Below are 23,211 nucleotides of genomic sequence, written 5' to 3' on the forward strand. Positions count from 1 at the left end.
GGCGGGTGCCCTGGCGGGTGCCCTGGCGGGTGCCCTGGCGGGTGCCCTGGCGGGTGCCCTGGCGGGTGCCCTGGCGGGGCACCCCTTGCGGGTGCCCTGGCGTGGTGCCGGCCCCAATGTAGGGGCACCCCTTGCGGGTGCCCTGGCGGGTGCCCTGGCGGGTGCCCTGGCGGGTGCCCTGGCGGGTGCCCTGGCGGGGTGCCGGCCCCAATGTAGGGACACGTGCTGCGGCCCCCCCAGGCGCATAGATTTACGCTACAATACGAAGGGGAAACCGATCTGACAATACGGAACGCGCCGCAAGCCGCCGCCCTTGAGGGCGTGCGGAGTGTCACAGGTAAGGATCCACCGATGCCCTATTACGAGACGCCCCTGGTTGAACGCCGCGAGCTTGAGCACCATACGCTCTTGTCTTTGCACGCCCCCGAGCTTGCCAATGCGCTTCGGCCAGGTCAGGTCGTCATGGTGCGCTGCGCCCCGCACGCAAGCGATGATCCGTTGTTGCGCCGGGCCCTCTTTGTCGCCGGTGCGACGAGTGCCACTGGTCAGATTGAACTGCTGGTTGAACCAACAGAACGAGGCTTGCCCTGGTTGGCAAGCCAACCCCTCGGCACCAAGCTCGATCTCTATGGACCAGTCGGCCAGGGCTTTCGCCTCAACGCAGACACGCGCAATCTTTTGCTCGCTGGCACAGGCCCGGCGGTCCCTGCTTTGCTCTTTGCGGCCAGGGATGCCGTCGCACGCGGCCTGGCCGTCATGCTCCTGATCAGCGCCGAGTCTGATCACGCCTTGCCGCCACCCTTCCTGCTCCCTCCAGAGGTAGAGTATCAGACCAGCAACACGGGTAGCGCGAGTCTCTTCCATCTGATCGCAGGGAAAACCGAGGCCCCCGCATCCAAAATCTCAGGCAAACGCAAAGCCGCCCGCAAACCACCCGAGCCGATCCCCACGCTCGGCCATAGCCCGCTCGCCTGGGCCGACCAGATCTTTCTGGCCCTCACCGAACCCCTGATAACCGAAGCCGCCCAGACCGTCAAGACGGGACGCCTCCGCTGGCCACGCGAATTCGCCCAGGCTGCCCTCGCTGGCCCCCTCCCCTGCGGCCTTGGCACATGCTACGCCTGCCCCGTCACCACCCATGACGGCCAGCGCCTCCGCTGCAAAGATGGGCCGGTATTTGATCTACGTCTCTTGGGCTAAACGTGTCGTCTGTCAACGAAGTGTTCTGATCTACCTTCTTTGGCACAGCCATCCGTCGCATATGTGGCGTCTCGCTGCACGCTTCACACCCTTTGCGCCTTTGCGTCAAATCATCAGCACATGGAATGCACAGACTACGTAGCAAGCCCCTCTTCAGCATCTTGCTGCATATAACTGATCAGAAGTTCACGCAAACGCCCCCGCGCCCGGTGCAGGCGCACCTTCACGGTACCCGGCGCAATGCCAAGCTGCTGCGCCGTCTCGTCCGTGCTCAACTCAAGGATGTCGCGGAGCATCACGACGTTCCGCAATGACTCGGGGAGTTCGGCGATCGCCTGTTCGATTCGGGTGCGCAATTCACCATGCGCAGCGATGTGAAAGGGATCATCGGTAGCAAGATGCGGATGCTCGTCTGTCGAGAGGCCCTCGGTAACTGCGTCGAGCCCGACGGTGGGGCGTCGCTTGCGCAGCAGCATCAATGCCTCGTTGGTGGCAATCCGGTACAGCCAGGTGCCCAGACGACTCGTACCATCAAAACGCGGCATCGCCTCGCACGCGTTGATAAATGTCGTCTGCAACACATTTTCTGCCTCATCATGATCCCCCGTCATTCGCAACGCACGTGCATAGACCAGTGACGAGAACTGCTTCATCAAACAGGTGCAGGCATCGGGATCACCTCGCCGCAAACCCTGCAGCAACATCTCTTCACCCTCATAAACTTGAAGCGAAATCTGAGGACCAGCCATAGATCATCTCTCTTTAATGCATATGGGCGACTGCGCTCATGTCATTTTACCATGAAGCGGCTCAGCCGTACCGGGTTGTTCGCCAGGCGCAAGCGCACGCCAGAGCGTCAGGCCAATCCCTATCAGTCCATGAAAAACCAGCACTAACACAAAATAGAGTTGGTGCCCACTCGCCCGTGCCTCAGCCTCGCTCAGAATGACCGTCTCGATCCGTTGAGCCACAAAAACAGTAAAAAAGTAGAGACAGAAACAGCAAAATACCGCCAGGCGCCACTCCCAGCGACGGGCAATCAGCCAGCCCACCAGCAACGCAAACGGCGTCCCAAAAACAGTCCAAACCAGGGCACGCACAGTCGCATCACTCCGTACGCCCTCAGTCGCGTTGAGATTGTACCCTGCCCACAACAACCCGAGCCCCACCGCAGCAAGCAAGATCGCCAGTGTACGGAGATCGAAACGTTCTTTCATAGGTGCTCTCCTTCCTCTCTCCCTGCCTTCGCTACGCCTCTGCGCCGCTGCGCCGCTGCGTTAAATCTCCCACGCCTCAATGCGTCAATGGATTCACCGAGGGCTTCACCCCCAGGGCGATAGCCGCAAACCAGAGCCAGAGCCCGACCCCGCTCACCAAGATGATTCCCACCCAGATGACCAGGCGCCCCAGCCATGAACGGTGCAGTGGCGTCAGCAGGGCTGCCATGCCAATACAGACCAGCGCAACGCTAAAATAACCATACCGAACCTGCTGCCACGTAATCAGATCCACCAGCAAAAAGATGATCGCACTCCCCAACCACGCCCCGACGATGCGCTGCGCTCGCGCCTGCGTCCGCCAGAGCAAGAAGCCAGCACCAACGCCCACCAGCACCAGCGGAAATGGTGCAAATGAGGCGTTGAGGCCAACCCAGATTTGTCGGTAAATGCCCGCCGGATCGGGCGGCGAGCCGCCTGTTGCCTCCGGCGTGCCCTGCATCACGCCAGCAAGCATCAGACGCGCGGTGTCAGCGTATTGTACCGCCAGGGCGACCAGGCCCGCGCCAACAAGGATCACCAGCCATCCCCGCCACCACGCCAGCGCTTCGTCCCGCCACCTCTGCTGCCAGGGCAAGCCGCTGTGACGCTGCCAGACAACAAACTCAGCCACCATAACAAGCCCAAGACAGGTTCCTAGCAAAAGCAGGACCCCGGGGTGGATCAAAAAGATGATCGTCACCAGCAACCCGATCCACCATCGCGCAAGCCAACTTGTGGGTAAGGCCCCCGCCAGAACCAGCAGCAGCACCAGCGCAAGCCACTGGCCCACAATCTGGCTCACAAAACCCCAGTAGAGCGCGGTGAATTGGATGGGCAACATCGCAATCAGGGCCGCCGCAACCACGGCAGTGCGTTCACTCTGGCCAAAGCGCAACGCCAGCAGGCCCACGACAAGCGGGGTAGTACCTTCGAGCAGGGCCGGCACGTATTGCAAAGCCAGGCGGTTGCCCCCCAACAAGGTCGTTGGCATCAGCAAGGTGTAAATCGTCGGTGAAACCCGCACCAGGCGCCCACCAAACTCCGAGGGGCTGTCGTAGATGATCAGGTTGCCCAGTTGTACCAAGGTCATCCAGCGGTTGTGCAGGTAAAAGTCGTGCCCAGCAAAAAGCGGGTAGAGCACCCCAAGCAGACGGACAATCAGCGCGGCGAAGGTGATGAGCAACAAGAGGCGCAACGTATCGGCGGAAAGACCAGGCTGAAGGCGGGGAACCAGTTGACCGGCAGCCCATACCATCAGCGTGGCGACGATGCTCCCCCCGAGGACACGCAGTTGCCACGGTGCGGCGACCCATGGTTCAAGGGCGGTGTGGGTAAAGAGCCCAAGCGCGATCAGCACAGCGACGACAGGGCCAACTATACGCTGCCACGCTGCCCCTCGCCCCTGCGCAACACCAGTCGCCTCACGCTGCGTAAACCAGGGGCGGTGGACACCAAGCCACTGTGCCACCACCAACCAGAGCATAAGCAGGCTCGTCTGGGTCACGAGCACGACAGGGGCCGGGAGCAGCCATTGCTGGGCGGGCCAGACGAGACGAACGCGATCAACACGCACCCCGAGCGGGCGCGGATCAGGCGGCACAACCGTCGTCATACTGCTGAAATCGAGGCGAAATGTCCCTCGTACCAACGTGCCCGCAGGCACAAGTAGGTGATGCTGGCGCGGTATTTCAACTGCGTTGAGCGTTGTCCAGGGTACTTCATCCAGGCTCAGCAATGCCACACGCGGCACCTCAGCCCCTGGCGGCAGGCCCCCGAGTTGCACCGTGAGGCGCACTGGCGCACGCGTCATTGGGCCACGCAACGTCAAGCGCGCCTCATCAGCCGTCCAGCGATAGGTCACCCCAAGGTCGCTCTGTTCAGCCTCGTAAAAACCAGGCCCGGCAGCCGCGCCCCCATTCCGCTCACCCAGAGCCAGTTCGTAGCCCACTGGCCCAAACCGCAGGGCCAGCAGGTTGCCGCCAACGACAACCAGTCCAACCAGGATCAAGGTGCGCCACCAGCCAGCAGAGGCCATGCTTCACCCTATGCATTCATCTGCTTGAGTTGCGCCAGGGCCTGCCCTTCCAGACGTTTGATCTCGGCCTGCAACCGCTCAATCTCGCTTGCAATGGCAACCAGCCGATCTTCCTGCTGGTTCAGGGTCGCCACATACCGCTGTCGCAGCGCACCTTCGTCACCCTCGCGCCCAAGCGGTTGTAGGTTGCCCTGGATCTGGCGCTGATGTTGCCCGATCTTCTCACGCTCTTGCTCAAATTGACGGATCTGCGCCTGGGCCTGATCCGCCTGTTGATAAAGCGCCAAGACCGCCCCGAGCGCCTGCACCACCTCGGCGGTGAGCAAGCGATCGCGCAGAAAAGACCGCAACTGTGCCCCGCTAAGGCCGCGTACCCGCTCTTGTCGTCGCACCAAGCGCCGTTCCGTTACCTCAAAGCTCGTCAAGGTGTGCGGCGCACAGGCGACCCGCCACCGTCCATAGCCCGCACTCGTTTCATCGGGTTGACGTGGCCCAGCAACCTCATAGTCTTGCATCAAGCCATGGTCAAGCGTTACGTCGGCCTCTTGGTCGCCATTATTTGTGATCTGATAGGTGGTCATCGCAAGGTCATGCTCTTCAAAGACCGCATATTCATCTTTGATGCTGATCCCAATCAACCGACGGTTACTCCGCCGCCGTTCTTCAATCGCAATGCCCAATTCCACGGCATAGGCAACAATCAACTCGCCACCAACGCGGGTAAAGGGCAGCACCGCCTCGCCGGCATAATCGCCATCTTCGAGAATGGTCGCCGGGCCACGCTCAAGCGTCAGGCCGGTGGCATTGGTCAGACGCAACGAGGCCACCGGATGGCGTGGCTGCTTGGCCCCATTGTAGAGCAACTCGCGCCGGGCGGGCAGGCGCTGACTCACAATCGGAACCATCGCCGACTGCCCCCGGCCCACACTCACCGGATGCGCGACGTGATACGCAAAAAGCGCCCCACGCTCGTCACCCGTCGCCGCACTCTGTACCGACTGTTCCAGCCGATCAGCCTGCAACCTCGGGCTGCTGCGCATCGCTGCCATCGGCATCGGCGCACGCGCCAGAGCCATGCCATCATCAGCCATGCTCTCGACCGCCATCGCCGCCATCGGTGGCTCAAACATGATTGGGGCCGCCACGGTACGCTCTTCATCTTCCACCAGTGGGCGCTCGGGGGTGTGGGGTTCGTAGAGCCGGTAGCGGAAAGAGACTGGCATCCCCGCCATCAAGGTCAACTCCACCCCTTCGAGGTCTTCCTCGAGCTGGTTATCAAAGAGCCCCCAGCCCTGCAAGAGCACAAACGCATCGCTGGCCCCGGCCCCAGTCTGGCGATCGGCAGGTGCCCCTTCGTAGAGCAGCCGATAACTGACGCGCCACGCGGGGGCCGGGGCAATATAGCCAACCAGCAGATCATGGTCACCAGGGCTCAACCGCACCGTCGCCACCCGGCGCTGTTCGTCACTCTGCGCCGCCCGCAAAAAATAGCTCAGATCAGACGCAGCGGCATCATCAAGCAACTCAACATGCACCAGACGCTTGAGCGGCAGCGTCATCACCTGGCGTGTATCGGGGACATACAGCGAAACCTGCGCCCGCTGCAACGGCTCCTCGCTCTCATAATCCACGCCAACCACCAGACCCTCATAACTCGTCTCGGCAGTCTTCTTGTCACCAGTCGTCACGCGCAAACGCACCTGGCGCCCGCGCAGATCCCGCAACAGATCGAGGAGGCTCAACTGATCCGATAGCTTAATACTGCCCCGTGCCAGCCGGGCCGCCTGATCTTCCGGCGTCTCAAAGGCCACGCCAAGCACCTGCCCGGCCCCGAGATCAAGCGCAACCAGACTCTTGAGCAGATCATCCATCGCCTCGTGTGGCACACTCAGCGCCAGTTGTTCACCTGTATAGGCCCCACGGCGCTCGAAATAACCCACGCCATGCTTGAACATAATCAACCGGGTTAACGGCAGGCTCATCACTCCTCCTCAGTTATGTCAAGCCTGACAGGGTTGTAGGCAGTATAGGCGAGACGGGAAAACGACGCCACAAGGGGGGCCATCACCTCATCGGCCCAGAAATACTGACCAGGCAGCAAGGGCCGATAAAGATAGATCGCCAACACATAAGCGCCCCCGGGTGAACGCACGATGCCCACATCACTCTGCATCGTCTCGATCCATCCACTCTTATGCTCAACCCGGACACCCTCAGGCACCCCGGCCACCATCCGTGTCGTATCGTCATTCAACGCAAGCCAATCGAGCATTTCGGTACAGCGCGACGGATTGAGCTTCTCGAACAACTCAAGCAACTCGCCCTCACCCTGGGCACACTGATCGATCAACTGATACAAGTGCGCCATGCTCTCGGGTTCAGCGCGCAGACAGGCCCCAGTCTGCGTGTAGGGGGCCTCACCGACGCGCCCCTCGGGGCCACAGCGAAAGCTTGGTTTATAGACCTGAATATAGTCTATCGCCTCAAACGGCACAAAGAGGTACGTATGCCGCAAACCCAGTTGCTCTTCGAGCATCACACTCATCGCATCGGCACCAAGAAACGCATACTCCGTTCCCTGTCCACCAACTGCGGCCGCAAGCACATCATTTGAAGCCAGATTATCACTCTCGGTGATCATCGCCTGAATCGCCGCCTCTGTGTCTTCATCAAATTCCTCTAGCTGGGTATATGCATAGAGCAGAATTGCCGTCTTGATCGTACTCGCCCCCGCAAACACGGTGCGCTCATTGACGCCGACATGCTCACCCGTGGCAAGATCGATCAGATGCACCCCAACAATGCCAGGCCAGGCTTCATCCATCGCGAGCAACTCGTCCCGCACCTGCTCAAGTGAGATAACCGGCACCGCAGGATCTTCTACCAGTTCCAACTCAATCACACCAGGCTCAGGCTCTTCCAGGGCGGCCCGAATCTGCCTCATCGCTGCATCAAGATCGAGCGTCAGCCCTGGCGTATAAACAAAACTTCGCGAGATCGTCGCTGTTTCGGTCAGCACGCTCACCGTCGGTGCACGGCCAACCTCGCTAGAGAGCCCCTCTAGGCGTTCACCGAGCGCCTCTTCGTCAAACACGACCCGCAGCGGGAGCGTAACCGAACGCGCATCACCCAACCCATCCAGGGCCTCTTCCAGCAAGGCCTCGGCTGAATGCACTAACCCGATATCATCAGGCTGAATCGTCAACCGGGCCGAACCCGCCCGTAGCCTGAGTGGTGATGGCACCGGCAACTGCTCACGCAAAAGGGTCAGCGCAGCCGCTTGATCAAGCCCACCCACTTCAATCCCACCAAGCGACGAACCAACGGCAAAAACCGGTAACGGGGTAGCAGTGGGGACTGGGGTTGCCACAGCAACAGCAGATGTGGGTGCCATTGTGGATGTGACGGCCATCGAAGGCGCAGCCGATGTACAACCCGTCAGCAGGATCAGCAAACACAGCCCGATGGCGGCAAAACGTGGCCGATACATCGTTCCTCCCTAAGATAGTTAGTGAAGCGACGAACCAGAGGAAGCCCTATCCATATCCTACACATCAGGCTCAAGATAAAATGTGAGGGGATAACCTTCTTCGCGGGCAGTGTGATGGGCATTGTAGATGCGCTCTTGCGCCTCGGCAAAGGGCAAAATCGTCACGAGCGCACGGCCTTCGTGGTGCGCAGTCAACATGACACTCATTGATTGATCAAATTCCAGATCAAAAAAGATGCGCAGTATCACCACAACAAAATCCATTGGCGTGACATCATCATTTTCGATAATAACCCGATAGGGCTTCTCGAGATCGTCACGTTCAGCAACGACAAAAGTAACGGTTGGCGTTACTGTTACTTCCGGATCATGCGTGGTCACGCTGCGTCCCTCCGCCTGAGCAATCCGCTTCCTTACACCTGCCGCTAGCAGTATAGCATACCTGTACCGGTACCGTTACTTGCACTGATGCGAGGCTCAGAGTATTATTATCCGCACCAAACTGGTGTTCGCAACAAGGAGTTGATGTGGAGATCCTCGATCTGGTACGCCTCAATTTGCTCTCGCCGATGGTGCTTGCCTTTGTGCTCGGTGTCATTGCAACCCTGGTACGGAGTGATCTGAAATTCCCTGAAGAGTTGTATACCGGTCTGTCGATCTACCTTTTGCTGGCGATCGGCCTCAAGGGAGGGGCTGAGTTATCCGAGACCCCCCTTGACACATTCTGGGGTCCAGCGCTCGCAACACTGGCCCTGGGTGTCCTGATTCCTATTGTGGCCTACGTTGTCTTACGCCGCCTCGGTAAGTTCGAGATCGCCGATGCTGCCGCCCTCGCGGCTCACTATGGCTCGGTCTCAGCCGTGACCTTTGCCGCCGTCCAGACGTTTCTCCAGGTACTTGAGGTACCCTACGAGGGGTTTATGCCTACATTGGTGGCCATCCTCGAGGTGCCTGCCATCATTGTCGCCCTCTTGATTGCCCGGGTTGCCCTGGGCCAGCGCGGTGAATGGGGCGAGGTCTTTCGTGAATTGCTTGCCGGCAAAAGCATTCTGCTCTTGATTGGCGGCATGGTGATCGGGACACTGGCAGGTAAGGAAGGCCTCACCCAGGTTGCGCCCCTCTTTGTTGACCCCTTCCGTGGTGTCCTGACCCTCTTTTTGCTCGAGATGGGGATGGTTGCGGCACGTCGTTTCCGCGATCTCCGCAAGGTCGGGGGCTTCTTGATCGCCTTTGGCATCCTGATGCCGATTATCAATGGCACCCTGGGCATCTGGTTGGGCAGCATTGTCGGGCTGTCGGCTGGCGGGGCGGTCATCCTCGGCACCCTGGCAGCCAGTGCGTCGTATATCGCGGCCCCCGCTGCCGTTCGTATCGCGTTGCCCCAAGCCAACCCGAGCTACTACCTGACGGCTTCGCTCGCGATTACGTTCCCCTTTAATCTCGCCATCGGCATTCCGCTCTATTATGGGCTTTCAGGGTTGTTTTATTGAAACGTCGTACACACCTGCTAGGGCCTGTGCTGGCCCTAGCCCTCTTGCCATCAAGTTTTACGGCCGCTGCGCTGCCCCTCCTCCGTGACGAGTGGGCAGCCAGTGCCGCCGCGATTGGCTGGGTCTTTGCCGCCTATCAGGCGGGGTATGTGCTGAGCGTGCTGATCATCTTGCCCCTGACCGACCGCCTGCCGTCCGGGGTGGTCATCGGGGGCTGTACAGTAGCCACCAGCCTTGCCTTTGTACTCTTCCCTTTTGTCGCCACCGATGTCTGGAGTGCGTCGGCCATACGGTTCGTCGCGGGGTTGGGTCTCGCCGGGATCTACATGCCCGGTACCCGTGTCGTCGCCGCCAGTGCCCCCCCTGAACGCCGGGGCCTCTTCGTCGGGTCGTATGTGTCGTCGTTTTACCTCGGGGGGGCTATTTCCCTCTGGGCCAGTGGCTTCTTGCTCGGCTGGATGCCCTGGCGCCAGGCGGCCCTGGTGCTCGGCTTGCTCTCGCTCATCGCCCTGCCCCTCGCCCTCGTGGCCACCCGTGGGGTGGCCGCCCCGACAGGCCAAAGCGGGCGCCTTGATCCGCGCGTCTTACGCGAGGGTCCCGTTGCACGCACCATTCTTGGCTATACCGGGCACGCCTGGGAACTCTATATTTCACGTGGCTGGATGGCGGCGTTTCTCGCGGCAGCCCTGGTTGCCCAGGGGCTCGAACCAACCGAAGCCACCGCCCAAGGCAGTCAGTGGGCCGCGTTGATGGCCGGGCTCGGTATGCCCGGGGTCTTCTTTGGCGGCTGGTTCTCGGATCGCATCGGGCGCCCCCAGGCCGCCCTCAGTATCGCGCTCGCCAGTGGGGTCATCTCGCTCGGCTTTGGTTTTCTCGGTGGCGCATCGTGGGGGTTCCTCGTCGCCATCGGGTGTCTCTACGGCTTTCTCATCTCGGCCGACTCGGCGATCTATTCGACCGCGATCACCGAACTCGCCCCCCGTGAACGCCTCGGCTCAGCCCAGGCACTTCAAGCCTTCATTGGCTTTGGCGCAACGATCCTTGCCCCGATTGTCGCCGGCTGGATGCTCGACCTGAACCTCGGCTGGGGATCCGTCTTTGCCCTCGGCGGCCTCATGAGCATTGGCCTTGCCCTGCCGCTGATCCGGCTTATCCGCCGAAAATAGGGGCAGAGCATCATGAGGCAACGAAAAAAAGCCAGCAATGCTGGCTTTTTTTCGTTGCCTCATAAACTTACTGCGTCTCGGGCAAACTCACCAGTTGATCAGCAGGAACAATGATCCTGATTAACTGATTCGCCTCGGCGTTCGCCTGCAATTCCTCAATCCAGGGAATGAAGCTCTCGGCAAAAGCCTGTTGCCCCCCCATCGACTGAAGGAAATCAGCACTCTCAAACGGACGTACCTCGGCCGCGTCGAGCAACTGGATGATGTGCCAGCCGAAATCACTCTCGACCAGGCGAATTTCGCCAGCCTGCATACTAAAGATGGCCTCTTCAAACTCGGGGACAAAAACCCCACGCGGGGCCCAACCTAATTCGCCGCCCGTATCTTTCGAGCCAGGATCATCCGAACGCTCGGCAGCCAACGCGACAAAGTCGGCACCCTCATTCAACTGCACAATCAGAGCCTCGGCCTCGGCTTTGAGCCCGGTGGTATCCGTCACGCCATTGCTGGCAAGCAAAATATGGCGCGCCCGCGCCTGCTCAGACACCGTATGCTTGAGGATCATCTGTTCAACAATATAATCACGCTCCAACAGACGACGCAAATTCGCCTCGTCGCCAACCTCTACCGCCACGAGAAACTCTTGAAAGAGGGCATCGTCCCCACCAGCCTGAGATTGTTTGATGTCTTCCACCTGCTGATCAATCTCAGTCTCATCAACCACAACTCCCTCTTGGCTCGCCTGCTGTACCACCAGTTCGATCTGGATCAACTGCTCAAGCAGTGGCGCAGGCTCGGAACCGGGCTGGTAGAGCCGGACAAAATCGCCCCGCGTGATCCCCCCTTCGCCGACCTCGACAATTACTTCAGTGCTATCGGCACTGCCAATCGCGGTCAGCAAAGGCATCTGTTCGGGCAACGATCCTTCGGGCAATGAACCTTCAGGGGCAATCTCTTCAACCGTCGGTGTCGCCTGCGCCGTTTCGGTCGGTGTGCCCGGCGACATCAGAAAAGCAATCCCCACACCAACTGCAATGAGCACCACAAGCGCAACCAGGATGATTGCCACCGGTGGGCGTGACGAGCCACCTGTTTCTGGCTCAGGCGCATCATCTGTCTCGTCCTCATACGAGGTCGAATCCACACTTCCATCATACGCAAACCCTCGCCGTGACGTGCCCTGATCTGCCCCAGCAGCATCGTTCTCCGGCGTCCCATCCGGCTCCAAGCCGGGTTCTTTTGATTGATCGTCAGTCAAGATCTACTCCCTCATAAACCTGTTCTCGCAGAGACTATACCACAAGTTGATGAGAGAAAGATTGGAAACGCTCAGGGGGCTGTAGGCCCCCTGAGCGTTTCCTGTGCCAGTGAAGAAATCGGGGCGATCACAGGCCGCTCTTAACTGGCTTGGGCCTGCACAACGAGGCGCGCCGCCACCGCGTCACCGACAGCAGCCGTAGGCTGAGGCAGTTGCCCAGGACGAGCAATATCACCCGTCACCAGACCCTCTTCAAGCACCGCACTCACCGCTGCCTCAACCGCACGCGCTTCATCTTCCAGGCCGAGTGAATGGCGCAACAAGAGCGCCACACTCAAAATCATTGCCAGCGGATTCGCCTTCCCCTGACCAGCAATATCTGGGGCCGAGCCATGGATCGGTTCATAGAGACCCTTGTTGCCCTCGCCAAGCGAGGCCGACGGCAGCATCCCCATCGAGCCGGCCAGCATGCTCGCCTCGTCGGTCAGGATATCGCCAAACATATTCTCGGTGACAATCACATCAAAATCTGACGGACGCCGCATCAGGTGCATGGCACAGGCATCCACCAGCATCCAATCAAACTGAAGATCGGCAAATTCAGTCTGCATCAATTGGGTCGTCACACTCCGCCAAAGCCGACTCGTTTCGAGGACATTCGCTTTATCCACCAGGGTCAGATGCCCGCGACGCTTGCGTGCCAGTTCAGCCGCCACCCGTACCACACGCACGATCTCGGCTTCGCTATAGATACAGAGATCGCTTGCCCACTCGCCAGCAGCATCACGCTCACGGCGTTTCTCACCAAAATAGATCCCGCCGGTCAACTCGCGCACCACCAGCAGATCAACCCCCTCAAGGCGTTCGCGACGCAACGGCGACGCATCCATCAGCAATGGATGCACGGTCACTGGACGCAGATTCGCAAAGAGACCCAGCGCTTTGCGAATGCCCAGCAAGCCCTGTTCAGGGCGCACCTTCGCCGTCGGATCGTCCCACTTTGGGCCTCCCACTGCCCCGAGCAGCACCGCATCAGCCGCAACACACGTCTCGACCGTCGCAGGTGGCAGGGCAACGCCAGTCTCATCAATGGCAATGCCGCCAATCAACGCCTCGCGCAACGCAAATGTATGCCCAAAGCCCTGACCAACTGCCCGCAACACCTTCACCCCTTCGGCTACGACCTCAGGCCCAATCCCATCACCCGCCAGAACCGCAATTGTTGCCTTCACAAAAACCTCGCACTCTGCTTTGTGGGAAACAACAGGTTTCCCACCCCTTCATCCTGGTAATACCACCGTTACAGGTAGATTGTATCCTAAGAGCAAGGATTCCTGCGCAGCGCGGATCTTCCCAGAGGGCCGGGGAAGGCATCTAAACACCCAATGCGCAAGGCAAGGCGCAAGCAACAGGATACAAACGCCAGCACGATATGTGATTTAGTTACCAGAGGCAGTCACCACAGGGGAAGTTCTATGAGTACACGTAGGGTCGAGTCATTTCTGCTACGCATCGTCGTCCCATCTGACGAAGCCCAGTTACCCGAACGATGGCGTGGGCGCATTCAGCACGTTGCCAGTGGCGAAGAACAGCAGATCAACGAAATAGCCCAGGCGATTACCTTTATGAGTGAACACCTCTGCCCCATGCGCGAATTTTTGCTCGAGATCGAGCATCCACCACAGAACCAGCGTACACCATAACAGTTATGTCAATATAGAACCATGCCACCATTATGCGCCACTACGGATCATTTCATAGAACTCAACCGTTTCAGGAAGTGGTTCAACCCCAAGTTCATCAGCCAGAACAGCTACACAGCGTGCATAGAGGCGTAACGCCGTTGTCCGTTCACCGAGACCACTGTAGGCACGCATTAGCAACTGATACGCTTCTTCCTGGGCTTTATCATACTCAAGCACCCGCCACGCCAGACCGATGGCCTCATGCGCCAGCCCATCGGCAATCAATAGTTTGCCGAGGTGGAGCGAAGCTTCGGTAAAGAGTAACCCCAAGCGCTCGCGCTCGACAACAGACCAGTCCTCGTAAAGACAATCTGGCAAGAAGGTGCCCCCATAGAGCGAAAGCGCTGTCCGGAAGGCATGCATTGCCTCTTCGGGTTGTTGACGATAGAGGGCACGCCGACCTTCTTCTACTGCCGCTGTAAATTCAGCCGCATCGTAGGTGTGGTCACTGTCACTATTGAAGCCATAGGTATCGCCCTGTTGCAGGATATAGTAGGTAGGCGCACCATCTGGTCGTTGTGGTTCAATCGCTTTGATCAAGCGACTAAACGTAACCCGCAGATTATTCGCCGCCGACTCAACCTCTAATCCGGGCCAGAGCATATCCATGATGCGTTCGCGGGGCAACATCCGCCCACGCTCCACGAGCAAAAGTTGGAGCAACTGGCGGGCTTTGATGCTTCGCCAATCACGATCACGGATCTCTACCTCACCCCGCCAGACGCCAAATGCCCCCATCGTCCGAATATGCAAGCGGTACGCGGGACGATAGACAAGGCGTTCGAGGGCGCGTTCGGCGGCACGACGCACGAGGGGTTGACGGTCACGGGCCATCGAACGCAACGCGGCATAGGCCGTAGCGGCCCCAAGATCGCCGAGCAACCCGGCAATCCGGGCACGCATCGCTGGTGGCTGCTGCCGATCCAGGATACTCAGCAGCAACGCCGGAGCTTCGTCGTGCAACTGGTTCGCAAGCACCGCACGCACTGCATTGGGGGCAAGATCAAGGCGAATCGCGCCAATGACGGCTTCAACCACAACATGGTTGGGCAAAGCCGGTAAAAAGCAGAAGCCGTGCAACTCACACAACTCCCACCCACTCTGGAGCGCATTCAGGCGCACAGCCTCCACTCCTCGACGGGCCGCAAGTGACGAGCGATAGATCTGCGCTGCCGCCAGAAAGAGCCCGTCTCCACGCCGGATCATTTCGGAAGTCAGGTCATTGGCAAGCAAAGCCGCACGTTCCGGTTCGCCACCTTCGCCAAGCGTCACCAACAGGTAGAGTTGCAACCAGAGATCGTGCGTACCAAAGGACGAGAGGGCGAGTGGGCCTGCATTCGGCAGATTGCCAGTACGCATGGCAGCGAGACTCTCCACCTGATCCTCGCCAACAACCCGAGCGAGGCGCACTAGATCCAGCGCTGCAGCCGCGGCGCTCCCCTCCTGACCAGTCTGCAAACAGGTATAGGTATCAATCACCTGCGTACGGGCCAGCAACGACGCCGTGCCGCTCGTATGCGCAGCACTCCGGGCACGCGCCGTGTACGTTGCCGCTTCATCGAGACGCCCCTGCTCAACCAGTAACAACGCCAGATACGCCCCACTCACCCCGATCACACTCTCTTGGGCATAGGCACTCAGGCGACGATGAGCATCAAGGGCCATGTTGACGGCCTCGCTGATGCGGCCCTGCTGATAGAGCGCCAGCGCTTTGAGCAAGAGCAGACTCTGGTGCAGGCGATCGTCACGATCAACCTGGGGCATTTCAAGCGCCTGCGTAATCGCCACAATCGCCGCATCGGGATAGCCCTGCTGCGTATGGATCGAGGCAACAATCATCGCCAGCAGCCACTGCCAGAAGACACTCCGCGGATGATGCGACGCATGCTCAGCCACCCGCAACGCCGCCGCATACCGCCCCCGACTATAGAGCAACGCTGCCGTCGAAGCCAGAGCCGCCCCTCGTGCCCAGGCATCACGCACATGATTCGCTGAGTGTACCGCACGAATGCAGACCCCGGCAAAGTCACCGGGGCGATCTTCCCAGAAGATCAACGAAGCCATATCACTCAGGGCGCGCAACTCACGCTGATAATTGCCCTCTTGCCGATAGAGTTCCGCTGCCTGGCTGATCGCCTGCAGGGCCTGGTCACGCGCACTAGACGCCATACTCCAGCCCCACATGTGCAACAATTCAGGATCGTGCTCACGTTGTGCGGCAGGTAAGCGCTCAAGCCAGGCACGAATACTATCACGACGCGGCGTATCAATCAACGGCCACGCTCGCCGACGCAAGGCACCCACCAGCGCCTCATCATTGCCAGCCGCCGCATAATGGCTCATCGCGGCTTCAAGCATGCCTAGGCGCTCAAAGGCTTCCCCATACCGTTGATGCAGGGCCGCAAGCGTCTCGGCATCAAAAAGTTGCTCGGCACGCTCACGCAGCAGCATGCGCCACAAAGGATGGAAGCGATAGGTATGCGTCGGCATCGCATATGGCTCTACCTCAGCCAGCGGCAAGCCCATCTGGACACTTCGCTCAAGCAGATCCTGAGCATCAGTCCGCGCTAAGACATCATCCAGCAGATGCACATCAAACTGTTCGGTCAACGCGGCGCGCGCAAGAAAATCGATCACCTCCGCCGGCAGACTCCCAAGCACCTCAGACGCCAGGTAATCAAAGAGGCTGCGCTGATTGCTATCAAGGTTGGTGAGATAGATCAGGCGTTGGGCGGGCGCCTGGCGTACCAGGGTCCGCACAGCCATCTGAACACTCAACACCCAGCCTGCAGTCCGTTCAAGCAAGAGATCCAGTTCTTCATCGCTCAACGTCACCCCGACCCGCGCCGCCAGTTCAGCCGTCTCGTCCCTCGTCAACAACAGATCACTCTGTTCAACCTCAACCAGCGAACCCTCGGCACGCATCCGTAACAACGGAGGAATTTCAATCCGACGCCGCGAGGCAATCACTACATGCAGCGACGGAGGAGCCGCACGGAGCAGATAGGCAAGCAGGACATTCGTAATTGGGCCAGACGCAATCTGATGATAATCATCGATCACCAGAAAGCTCGGCATCGTCAGGTGATTCTGGAGATCACTCAACAACGCCCCGGCCACCAGCGGCCAGTCGCGTTCCAGATCAACCGCCGAGTGCAAAATACGCCACGACTCTTCCCCAACATGGGGCAAGAGTCGTTGAAACGCCCGCACAAGATAGGCCAGCAACATCGCAGGTGCCTGATCATCGGTCTCAAGCCCCAGCCATGCGACCGCAGTCCCGGTTCGTCTGAGATCAGCAATCCACTGGGCCAAGAGCGTCGTTTTGCCATAGCCCGCCGGGGCCACGACCAGCGTCACTGGGCGCAAACGCACCTCGGCAAGCAGCGCCTGAAGATCAGGCCGTAACAACGCGTGACTCCGTGGGGTAGGGGCGGTCAATTTTAGCGGGAGCAAAGCCATTCCAGCCGCCGCAGCTTGTTGGGTATAGGCTACCTGGATCATATCTGTGTCACTCCACGCATCAGCACACCACCACTATCCAAAGCCCGAGCAGTTTGTCCCACCAGCACACTAGCCCATAAAGGCATCACGGAAACGCTCAAATCGTCCCGTATCATAAAGCACAAAGATGCTACTCCCCCCGGTTGGCCGGTAATCAGGAGTCCAGATCATCAAGCCACGGTCAAAGAATTGGATCACTCCCAACTGACTACCTTTTAATTCCAATTCAGGGGTCGTTGGTAGACCAAGTTGCTCGCGCACACCACTCTTATGGAAATAGACCCGCCCAAAGCCCCGCACCGGCTGATTCGGATCAGTTCCAGGCGTTGGCTCTGGCCCAAGATCAGCAACTTCCTGTGCCGACAACTGGGTATAGTTGCCCCCATTGGCACCGTAAAAGACAAAAATATAATCCCGCTTGCTATCACGATTCGTGAGATCCCAGTAATACATGGTACCAGACTCAAAGAATTGTTGGGCAGCAATTCCGGCACTTTCAGGGGCAACTGGACAACCAAGCCCGGTACGCACCCCTACATTCTCGGCATACAGTTTACCAAAACCCCTCACCGGCAAACCATTCGGACAATCCGCCAGCGGTGTTGGCGCAACCTCAGTTGGCGTTGCGGGAACGTCGGTTGGTGTTGCCGGCACCTCCGTTGGCACCGGCGTGGGCGTCGGCAGCGGCGTTGATAGTGGCACCTCAGTCGGTGCCGGGGCAGGCGTTGGCTCGGGCGCACCGGTAACTACAGGCACGCCTGTTGGCTCAGGCATGCCCGTGGGCGCGGGCACGCCTGTTGGCTCAGGGGCCTCGGGCGATGGTTCAGCGGTTGAGGCAGGTTCCGTCACCGTTGCGAAGACTTCTGCTGTCACCACAGGAAGGGACGTTGCTTCACCAACGACTGGTGGCAGCGGGGGAGGAGTTCCCTGATCGGTCTGGGCCAAGACCGCCCAGAAGGCAAAGAGGCCCCCTCCGGCGAGCAAGGTCAGCATCACAACCAGGAACACCAGCAGTATCGTAACGAACGAACTACGCGCCGGTGCCCCTGATGGGCGTGCAACCCGCCGCTGCGCCGTGGGTCGCGTCAGGGCAATGCCCTGATCATCGTCGCCTGTGCCAGAGGTATGCCGCGCATCCTGGTTCGACACCCACGGTACGCCTGGAGCAACGAGGGTAGCCGCTTGACGGTCAGACGAGTCAAGCAAGGGCGGCGCTCCACCTGGCGAGCCTACTCCGTCTCGTGGTGAAGCGCCAACGAACGTCGGTTGATGAGACGACAGCAAAGGGGTAGCCAGCGCCTGTTTCAAGGCAGCAAAGAGCAATTTGACCGAAGCAAAGCGTTGTGCCGGGTCGGTTGCGGTTGCCTGGGCAACCACGGCATCAACCGCAGCCGACAACGCGGGATTCAAGCGCGAAGGGGCAGGCACCTGACCATAGAGATGACCCATCAACACATCCTGAGTCGTCCCTTCAAAAGCTTGACGCCCGGTCAAAGCCCGAAAGATCACGATCCCAAGGGCATAGACATCAACCCGGGCATCAATAGAACGCCCAGCGATCTGCTCGGGGGCCATATAATCGGGCGTACCAAGCAACGTCCCGGTGGTCGTCAAACCAGGGGTATCACGTTGTCGCGCAATACCAAAATCAGTCAAGACCGCTCGCTGGCCTTCGGGTGTCGTACTAAGAAAAATATTGCCTGGTTTGATATCCCGATGGATCACACCACGCCGATGGGCATAGTCGAGGGCCTCAACAAGCGGTTCCAGCAGTTCAACCAACGCAGGCAAATCGACCGTACCAACTTCTTGCAGATACTCTTGTAGCGTACGCCCGGTCAACAACTGCATCGCAATATAGGTCAGCCCATTATGCTCACCGACATCATACACCGCCACAATACCAGGATGTTCCAGGCTCGCAGCGGTAATCGCCTCACGCGTAAACCGTGCCACCAGCGCCTGATCGTCGCCATACTGTGGATAGAGGAGCTTGAGCGCAACATCACGCTGCAACAGAGTATCGGTTGCACGATAGACCGCCGCCATACCCCCGCGGCCAAGCAACGCTTTTGTCTCATAGCGCCCAATGCGCTGATGAAGCAGTGATCCTACCATCACTGTACCTACCACTTGCCGGGCTAGCGCCCTGCAACTCTCTCTGTGTTTGTGCTGGGAGCCTGCGGCCTCATACGAATGAACGTTAGGGCTACCGCCCTAAAACCCGTGCTTATGCTGGCGAACATAGTCAGCGTCAGTGGCCGTGTTCGCCAGCATAAGCGCGATTCCTGGGGGCCGCAGGCCCCCAAACCCATCCCCACATACGTGGAGATAGAAGCATACTCTATGTTACAATGAGAATTGTAACATAGAGCTTCCTATCCTATAATGAACGGTCCGATAGATACAGATTCGACAGACCTGTTCATCAGACAATCCTCATTGACAAGGTTCCCTCTATGCACGTATAGTGCGTAAGAGGGGTTATGTTTTCCCTGACTATGGCTCAGGAGGTTTTGGTGTCGGTTGATTTTCCTTCATCGTCGCGTTCAACAACTGGTGATGGACAGGATCAGTTGTATCGTATGACCGCCATTCCTGAGGGGGCCGACTGGTCGGCTGACCCTCAGGTGACAGCGCCGGAAGCCAGAACTCGGCCAAAAGCCCGACCACCCCGTCGCCGCGGTCGGATGCTCATCGTCGCCCTGGTGGCCCTCTTATTGCTTACCATTATTGGGACGAGCACCGGGCTCTATTTCTTGAATCAGAACTACGACGGGCGCATCTATCCGAATGTCAGCATTCACGGGGTACATGTCGGTGAATTGACCGTCGCAGAGGCTGAAGAGGCGATCCAAGCACGTTTTGCCTCGTTCCTGGCCCAGCCTGTGGTGCTTACCTATGGCAATCAGGTGTGGATGCCTACGATGGCCGAACTAGGTGTTCGCCTCGAGACAGAACGAGCCGTTGCCGAGGCAATGGCACTTGGCCGCGATCAAGGGATTTTTAGCAATGTGCGCTCTATCCTGGCGATCTATGAGCAAGGTGTGGAACTGCCCCTCCACGTGACAGTGAATCAGGCCAGGATGCAGGAATACCTGCTTGCGCGGGTCGCCGAGGTTGAGCAACCTGCCATTGATGCAGCCCTGACCCTCAATGGAACGACCCTTGCGACTGCACCCTCAGCGACTGGTCAACAAGTACTGGTAGGAGATACGCTGCAAGAGATTACTGCATCAATCCAGGCCCTTGATCCCCAGATGATCGCCCTGCGTACACGCACCCTCCAGCCAAGTTTGAGCGACGTAGCGGTGCGAGAGGCTCAGACAACTATTGATGCATTGCTCGCTTCACCTCTGACCTTGACGGTTGAAGGATGGTCAACACCATTTGTCTGGTCACGCGAAGATATTGCACGCATGATTCGCATTGAACGGGTAAATGGGGCTGAAGGTGACACGCTCGTCGTCGCCCTCGATCAGGATCTCATCAAGGACGCCCTCGAGCAAATTGGCACTACAACCGAAAAGGTTGGCCGCTATCCGCGGGTAGCCTGGAATGGTGGCACCCTGCGCATTACCCGTGAAGGGACGAGTGGTGAGCGCCTTGATGCCGTGGTAGCGCAAGAAATGGTCACGAGTGCGTTGTTCAAGGCCGATGAGCAACGCACTGTAAACTTGCCGATGCGCGAAACAGCCGCTCCAGTGACCGCTGCTAATCTTGGAGAACTGGGCCTTCGTGAGTTGCTGTCAGTTGGCCGCAGTGATTTCAGTGGCTCAGCGGCCTACCGCATTACCAATATTCAGGCCGGGATGCGCTTGCTCGATGGGGTTCTGGTCGCCCCTGATGAGGAGTTCTCGTTCAATAATACGATCGGGCGCATTGATGCCTCAAATGGTTTTGTTGAAGGCTATGCGATTGTCCGTAATCGTACCCAGCTTGAATGGGGCGGCGGCATCTGCCAGGACTCGACGACGATGTTCCGGGCTGCCTTCTGGGCCGGCTTGCCCATTACCGAGCGCTGGGGCCATTCGTTCTATATTAGCTGGTATGACAAATATGGCTTCGGTGAGTACGGCAATGGTCCGGGGATGGATGCCGCGATCTTTACCGGGGCTCTCGATTTTAAATTCATCAACGATACGGGAAACTGGATCTTGATCCAGACCAATGTTGATACCAGTCGCTCCCTGGCCGAGGTGCGTATCTACGGCACCGACGACGGGCGCAAAGTTCGCCTCGCTGGCCCCGAAATTACCGATCGCCTGCCAGCCCCAACCGAGCCTGTCTATGTTGCGGTACCTGAACAACCACCGGGCCGCATGCGCCAGAGCGATACCGCACGTGGTGGTATGACGATCAACTTTACCCGTATTATCGAGCGCGATGGCGAGACCCTTGAGCGCCGTACGTTTGAAACGAAGTTCCGACCCTGGCCCAATATTTTTGAAGCCAATCCTGCCGATCTTGGCCCAGATGGGCGTCCGCTCCCACGCGAGACCCCAACGCCTGAGCCTGAGGAGGTTCCCCCACCGCCGCCGGGTGAGGAGGTTCCCCCAGAACCGGCTCCAGAACCGGCTCCAGAACCGGCTCCAGAACCGGCTCCAGAACCTCCACCAGCGCCGGAACCACCGCCCCTGCCCGAAGGATAAAACAATGCTGCCGAGACGATTGTCTCGGCAGCATTTCTTTTTATCCTTCCGGCTGTTGTATTAGTCTTCACACAACTTCAACACCAGACGATAGACATCGGTTTCGGTGATAATGCCAACAAGCAAGTCGCCCTCAACCACGGGTAAACCACTCAGGTGTCGCTGAAGCAAGATTGATACCGCTTCTTTCATCGAGGCATCGGCAAGAACACTGACTGGTTGCTTTGTCATCACTTCTTCCACCACTGTGCCTGCCAGAGCAAAGCGTGCCTCCTGCCAACCCGCCTCGCTGCGTTGAAATGAGACAGCACCTTCGATATCGCCCCGCGTGATCATCCCAACAAGACGACCATCGGACTCAACCACCGGCAAGCGGTGAACGTTATGATCGCGCATGCGTTCGTACGCCTCGACAGCTGAGGTGTCTGGCGCAACTACGATCGGTTGCTTTGTCATCCAATCGCGCACATATGACTTGTGGGCTTCCACTGACCACTCCTTTCAGTCTGTTGACACCATCATAAGTGTAGCACAAGGTGCGCTAGCTTCAGGCTTACACCGTCGTAAACTCATTTTTTCGGGTGAAGGTCGAAGTTGGGACGTCCACCGGGGCGCATCTGGAAACTGCCCCGACCGCGCCTGGTAACAGGTCGGGCGCTACGTACAGGTTTCTTGGTCTCACGCCGACTGTCCTGTTGCAACGCTTGATCCTGCTGCTGCGCTGGAAACTCAGGTGGAGCCTGCCGGGGTTGTTGAGGCGCGTGTTGTTCACCTGACGAGACTGTTGCTCGGTCAAGGTTCTCTGTACGCTCACTATACCCCTGCTTACGCTCGTTACCGCGCAACTCGGGACGAGGCTCCTTCTGCGCGGATGCACCGCGCTCGTCACGCCCAGGGCCACCGTAGCTGCGCTCGCCACGCTCGTCACGCCCAGGGCCACCGTAGCTGCGTCCGCCACGCTCGTCACGTCCGGCACCGTAGCCACGGCCACCGCGCTCATCACTGCGTCCGCCACGCTCGTCACGTCCGGCACCGTAGCCGCGTCCGCCACGCTCGTCACGTCCGGCACCGTAACCACGCTCTTCGCTGCGGCCACCGCGCTCGTCACGCCCAGGGCCACCGTAGCTGCGTCCGCCACGCTCGTCACGTCCGGCACCGTAACCACGCTCTTCGCTGCGGCCACCGCGCTCGTCACGCCCAGGGCCACCGTAGCTGCGTCCGCCACGCTCGTCACGTCCGGCACCGTAACCACGCTCTTCGCTGCGGCCACCGCGCTCGTCACGCCCAGGGCCACCGTAGCTGCGTCCGCCACGCTCGTCACGTCCGGCACCGTAGCCACGCTCTTCGCCACGGCCGCCACGCTCGTCACGCCCAGGGCCACCGTAGCTGCGTCCGCCACGCTCGTCACGTCC

17 protein-coding genes and 1 pseudogene are annotated in these 23,211 nt (G+C 59.3%); 5 read left to right on the forward strand and 13 right to left on the reverse strand.

Annotated elements, in window-relative coordinates; all coding sequences use genetic code 11:
* The coding region (locus tag A9Q02_RS24715) for a hypothetical protein (protein WP_216361575.1) at positions 1-211 on the reverse strand (211 nt) is incomplete at its 3' end.
* A 140-nt stretch (positions 212-351) separates the two neighbouring features.
* Between A9Q02_RS24715 and A9Q02_RS21110 the strand changes: the two genes are divergently transcribed.
* Complete coding sequence (locus A9Q02_RS21110; protein WP_097655056.1) at positions 352-1,200, forward strand: iron-sulfur cluster-binding protein; 849 nt, start codon at positions 352-354, stop codon at positions 1,198-1,200.
* A gap of 134 nt (positions 1,201-1,334) precedes the next feature.
* Here the strand turns inward: A9Q02_RS21110 and A9Q02_RS21115 are convergent, their stop codons facing one another.
* The 6 genes from A9Q02_RS21115 to A9Q02_RS21140 all read right to left on the reverse strand — a co-directional run bounded on the left by A9Q02_RS21115 (position 1,335) and on the right by A9Q02_RS21140 (position 8,365).
* Positions 1,335-1,949 (reverse strand): RNA polymerase sigma factor, encoded by a 615-nt coding sequence (locus tag A9Q02_RS21115; RefSeq protein ID WP_097655057.1) that lies wholly within the window; start codon positions 1,947-1,949, stop codon positions 1,335-1,337.
* Between the two features lie 36 nt (positions 1,950-1,985).
* Positions 1,986-2,417: a hypothetical protein gene (locus tag A9Q02_RS21120; RefSeq protein WP_097655058.1), complete on the reverse strand. Its 432-nt coding sequence runs from the start codon at positions 2,415-2,417 to the stop codon at positions 1,986-1,988.
* 76 nt (positions 2,418-2,493) lie between these two features.
* Positions 2,494-4,494, reverse strand: a complete 2,001-nt coding sequence (locus A9Q02_RS21125) for a hypothetical protein (RefSeq protein WP_097655059.1) — start codon at positions 4,492-4,494, stop codon at positions 2,494-2,496.
* Between the two features lie 8 nt (positions 4,495-4,502).
* Positions 4,503-6,476, reverse strand: coding sequence for a DUF4139 domain-containing protein (locus A9Q02_RS21130; protein ID WP_245860799.1), 1,974 nt, complete (start codon positions 6,474-6,476; stop codon positions 4,503-4,505).
* Positions 6,476-7,984 (reverse strand): serine hydrolase, encoded by a 1,509-nt coding sequence (locus tag A9Q02_RS21135; RefSeq protein ID WP_097655061.1) that lies wholly within the window; start codon positions 7,982-7,984, stop codon positions 6,476-6,478. The genes A9Q02_RS21130 and A9Q02_RS21135 overlap by 1 nt, the downstream gene beginning before the upstream one ends.
* A 57-nt stretch (positions 7,985-8,041) precedes the next feature.
* Positions 8,042-8,365 carry an ATP-dependent Clp protease adaptor ClpS gene (locus A9Q02_RS21140; RefSeq protein ID WP_097655062.1) on the reverse strand — a complete coding sequence of 108 codons (324 nt, stop codon included), beginning with the start codon at positions 8,363-8,365 and terminating at the stop codon, positions 8,042-8,044.
* Positions 8,366-8,511: 146 nt separating this feature from the next.
* On the opposite strand from A9Q02_RS21140, the gene A9Q02_RS21145 reads away from it, so the two are divergent.
* Both A9Q02_RS21145 and A9Q02_RS21150 read left to right on the forward strand, forming a co-directional pair.
* Entirely contained in the window at positions 8,512-9,474 is a 963-nt protein-coding gene (locus A9Q02_RS21145) for a sodium-dependent bicarbonate transport family permease (RefSeq protein WP_097655063.1), read from the forward strand.
* Complete coding sequence (locus A9Q02_RS21150; RefSeq protein WP_097655064.1) at positions 9,471-10,640, forward strand: MFS transporter; 1,170 nt, start codon at positions 9,471-9,473, stop codon at positions 10,638-10,640. The genes A9Q02_RS21145 and A9Q02_RS21150 overlap by 4 nt, the downstream gene beginning before the upstream one ends.
* Positions 10,641-10,707: 67 nt before the next feature.
* Here A9Q02_RS21150 and A9Q02_RS21155 read toward each other — a convergent pair whose 3' ends face one another.
* Together A9Q02_RS21155 and leuB are read right to left on the reverse strand one after the other, a co-directional pair.
* Positions 10,708-11,898, reverse strand: a complete 1,191-nt coding sequence (locus tag A9Q02_RS21155; RefSeq protein ID WP_245860800.1) for a peptidylprolyl isomerase — start codon at positions 11,896-11,898, stop codon at positions 10,708-10,710.
* A gap of 140 nt (positions 11,899-12,038) precedes the next feature.
* On the reverse strand, positions 12,039-13,130 hold the full coding sequence (gene leuB, locus A9Q02_RS21160; protein ID WP_097655065.1) for a 3-isopropylmalate dehydrogenase: 1,092 nt from the start codon (positions 13,128-13,130) through the stop codon (positions 12,039-12,041).
* Positions 13,131-13,373: 243 nt separating this feature from the next.
* On the opposite strand from leuB, the gene A9Q02_RS21165 reads away from it, so the two are divergent.
* On the forward strand, positions 13,374-13,601 hold the full coding sequence (locus tag A9Q02_RS21165) for a hypothetical protein (protein WP_097655066.1): 228 nt from the start codon (positions 13,374-13,376) through the stop codon (positions 13,599-13,601).
* Positions 13,602-13,631: 30 nt separating this feature from the next.
* Here A9Q02_RS21165 and A9Q02_RS21170 read toward each other — a convergent pair whose 3' ends face one another.
* The gene (locus A9Q02_RS21170; RefSeq protein WP_097655067.1) at positions 13,632-17,147 is read right to left on the reverse strand and encodes an AfsR/SARP family transcriptional regulator; all 3,516 of its coding nucleotides are present in this window, start codon (positions 17,145-17,147) and stop codon (positions 13,632-13,634) included.
* Positions 17,148-17,216: 69 nt separating this feature from the next.
* Positions 17,217-19,265, reverse strand: coding sequence for a serine/threonine-protein kinase (locus A9Q02_RS21175; protein WP_097655068.1), 2,049 nt, complete (start codon positions 19,263-19,265; stop codon positions 17,217-17,219).
* A 401-nt stretch (positions 19,266-19,666) separates the two neighbouring features.
* On the opposite strand from A9Q02_RS21175, the gene A9Q02_RS21180 reads away from it, so the two are divergent.
* Positions 19,667-21,799 carry a VanW family protein gene (locus A9Q02_RS21180; protein ID WP_245860801.1) on the forward strand — a complete coding sequence of 711 codons (2,133 nt, stop codon included), beginning with the start codon at positions 19,667-19,669 and terminating at the stop codon, positions 21,797-21,799.
* Between the two features lie 60 nt (positions 21,800-21,859).
* Here the strand turns inward: A9Q02_RS21180 and A9Q02_RS21185 are convergent, their stop codons facing one another.
* Together A9Q02_RS21185 and A9Q02_RS24495 are read right to left on the reverse strand one after the other, a co-directional pair.
* Entirely contained in the window at positions 21,860-22,288 is a 429-nt protein-coding gene (locus tag A9Q02_RS21185; protein ID WP_245860802.1) for a CBS domain-containing protein, read from the reverse strand.
* 80 nt (positions 22,289-22,368) lie between these two features.
* Positions 22,369-23,211, reverse strand: a pseudogene (locus A9Q02_RS24495) (hypothetical protein); the annotation flags it as partial.

This window comes from Candidatus Chloroploca asiatica (genome assembly GCF_002532075.1).
Classification (GTDB): domain Bacteria; phylum Chloroflexota; class Chloroflexia; order Chloroflexales; family Chloroflexaceae; genus Chloroploca; species Chloroploca asiatica.

Excerpts from the sequence above, each read along its gene's own strand:
- A9Q02_RS21110 (WP_097655056.1), top strand. The coding sequence starts at position 352 with ATGCCCTATTACGAGACGCCCCTGGTTGAACGCCGCGAGCTTGAGCAC.
- A9Q02_RS21115 (WP_097655057.1), bottom strand. The coding sequence starts at position 1,949 with ATGGCTGGTCCTCAGATTTCGCTTCAAGTTTATGAGGGTGAAGAGATG.
- A9Q02_RS21135 (WP_097655061.1), bottom strand. The coding sequence starts at position 7,984 with ATGTATCGGCCACGTTTTGCCGCCATCGGGCTGTGTTTGCTGATCCTG.
- A9Q02_RS21165 (WP_097655066.1), top strand. The coding sequence starts at position 13,374 with ATGAGTACACGTAGGGTCGAGTCATTTCTGCTACGCATCGTCGTCCCA.
- A9Q02_RS21175 (WP_097655068.1), bottom strand. The coding sequence starts at position 19,265 with ATGGTAGGATCACTGCTTCATCAGCGCATTGGGCGCTATGAGACAAAA.
- A9Q02_RS21120 (WP_097655058.1), bottom strand. The coding sequence starts at position 2,417 with ATGAAAGAACGTTTCGATCTCCGTACACTGGCGATCTTGCTTGCTGCG.
- A9Q02_RS21170 (WP_097655067.1), bottom strand. The coding sequence starts at position 17,147 with ATGATCCAGGTAGCCTATACCCAACAAGCTGCGGCGGCTGGAATGGCT.
- A9Q02_RS21130 (WP_245860799.1), bottom strand. The coding sequence starts at position 6,476 with ATGAGCCTGCCGTTAACCCGGTTGATTATGTTCAAGCATGGCGTGGGT.
- A9Q02_RS21125 (WP_097655059.1), bottom strand. The coding sequence starts at position 4,494 with ATGGCCTCTGCTGGCTGGTGGCGCACCTTGATCCTGGTTGGACTGGTT.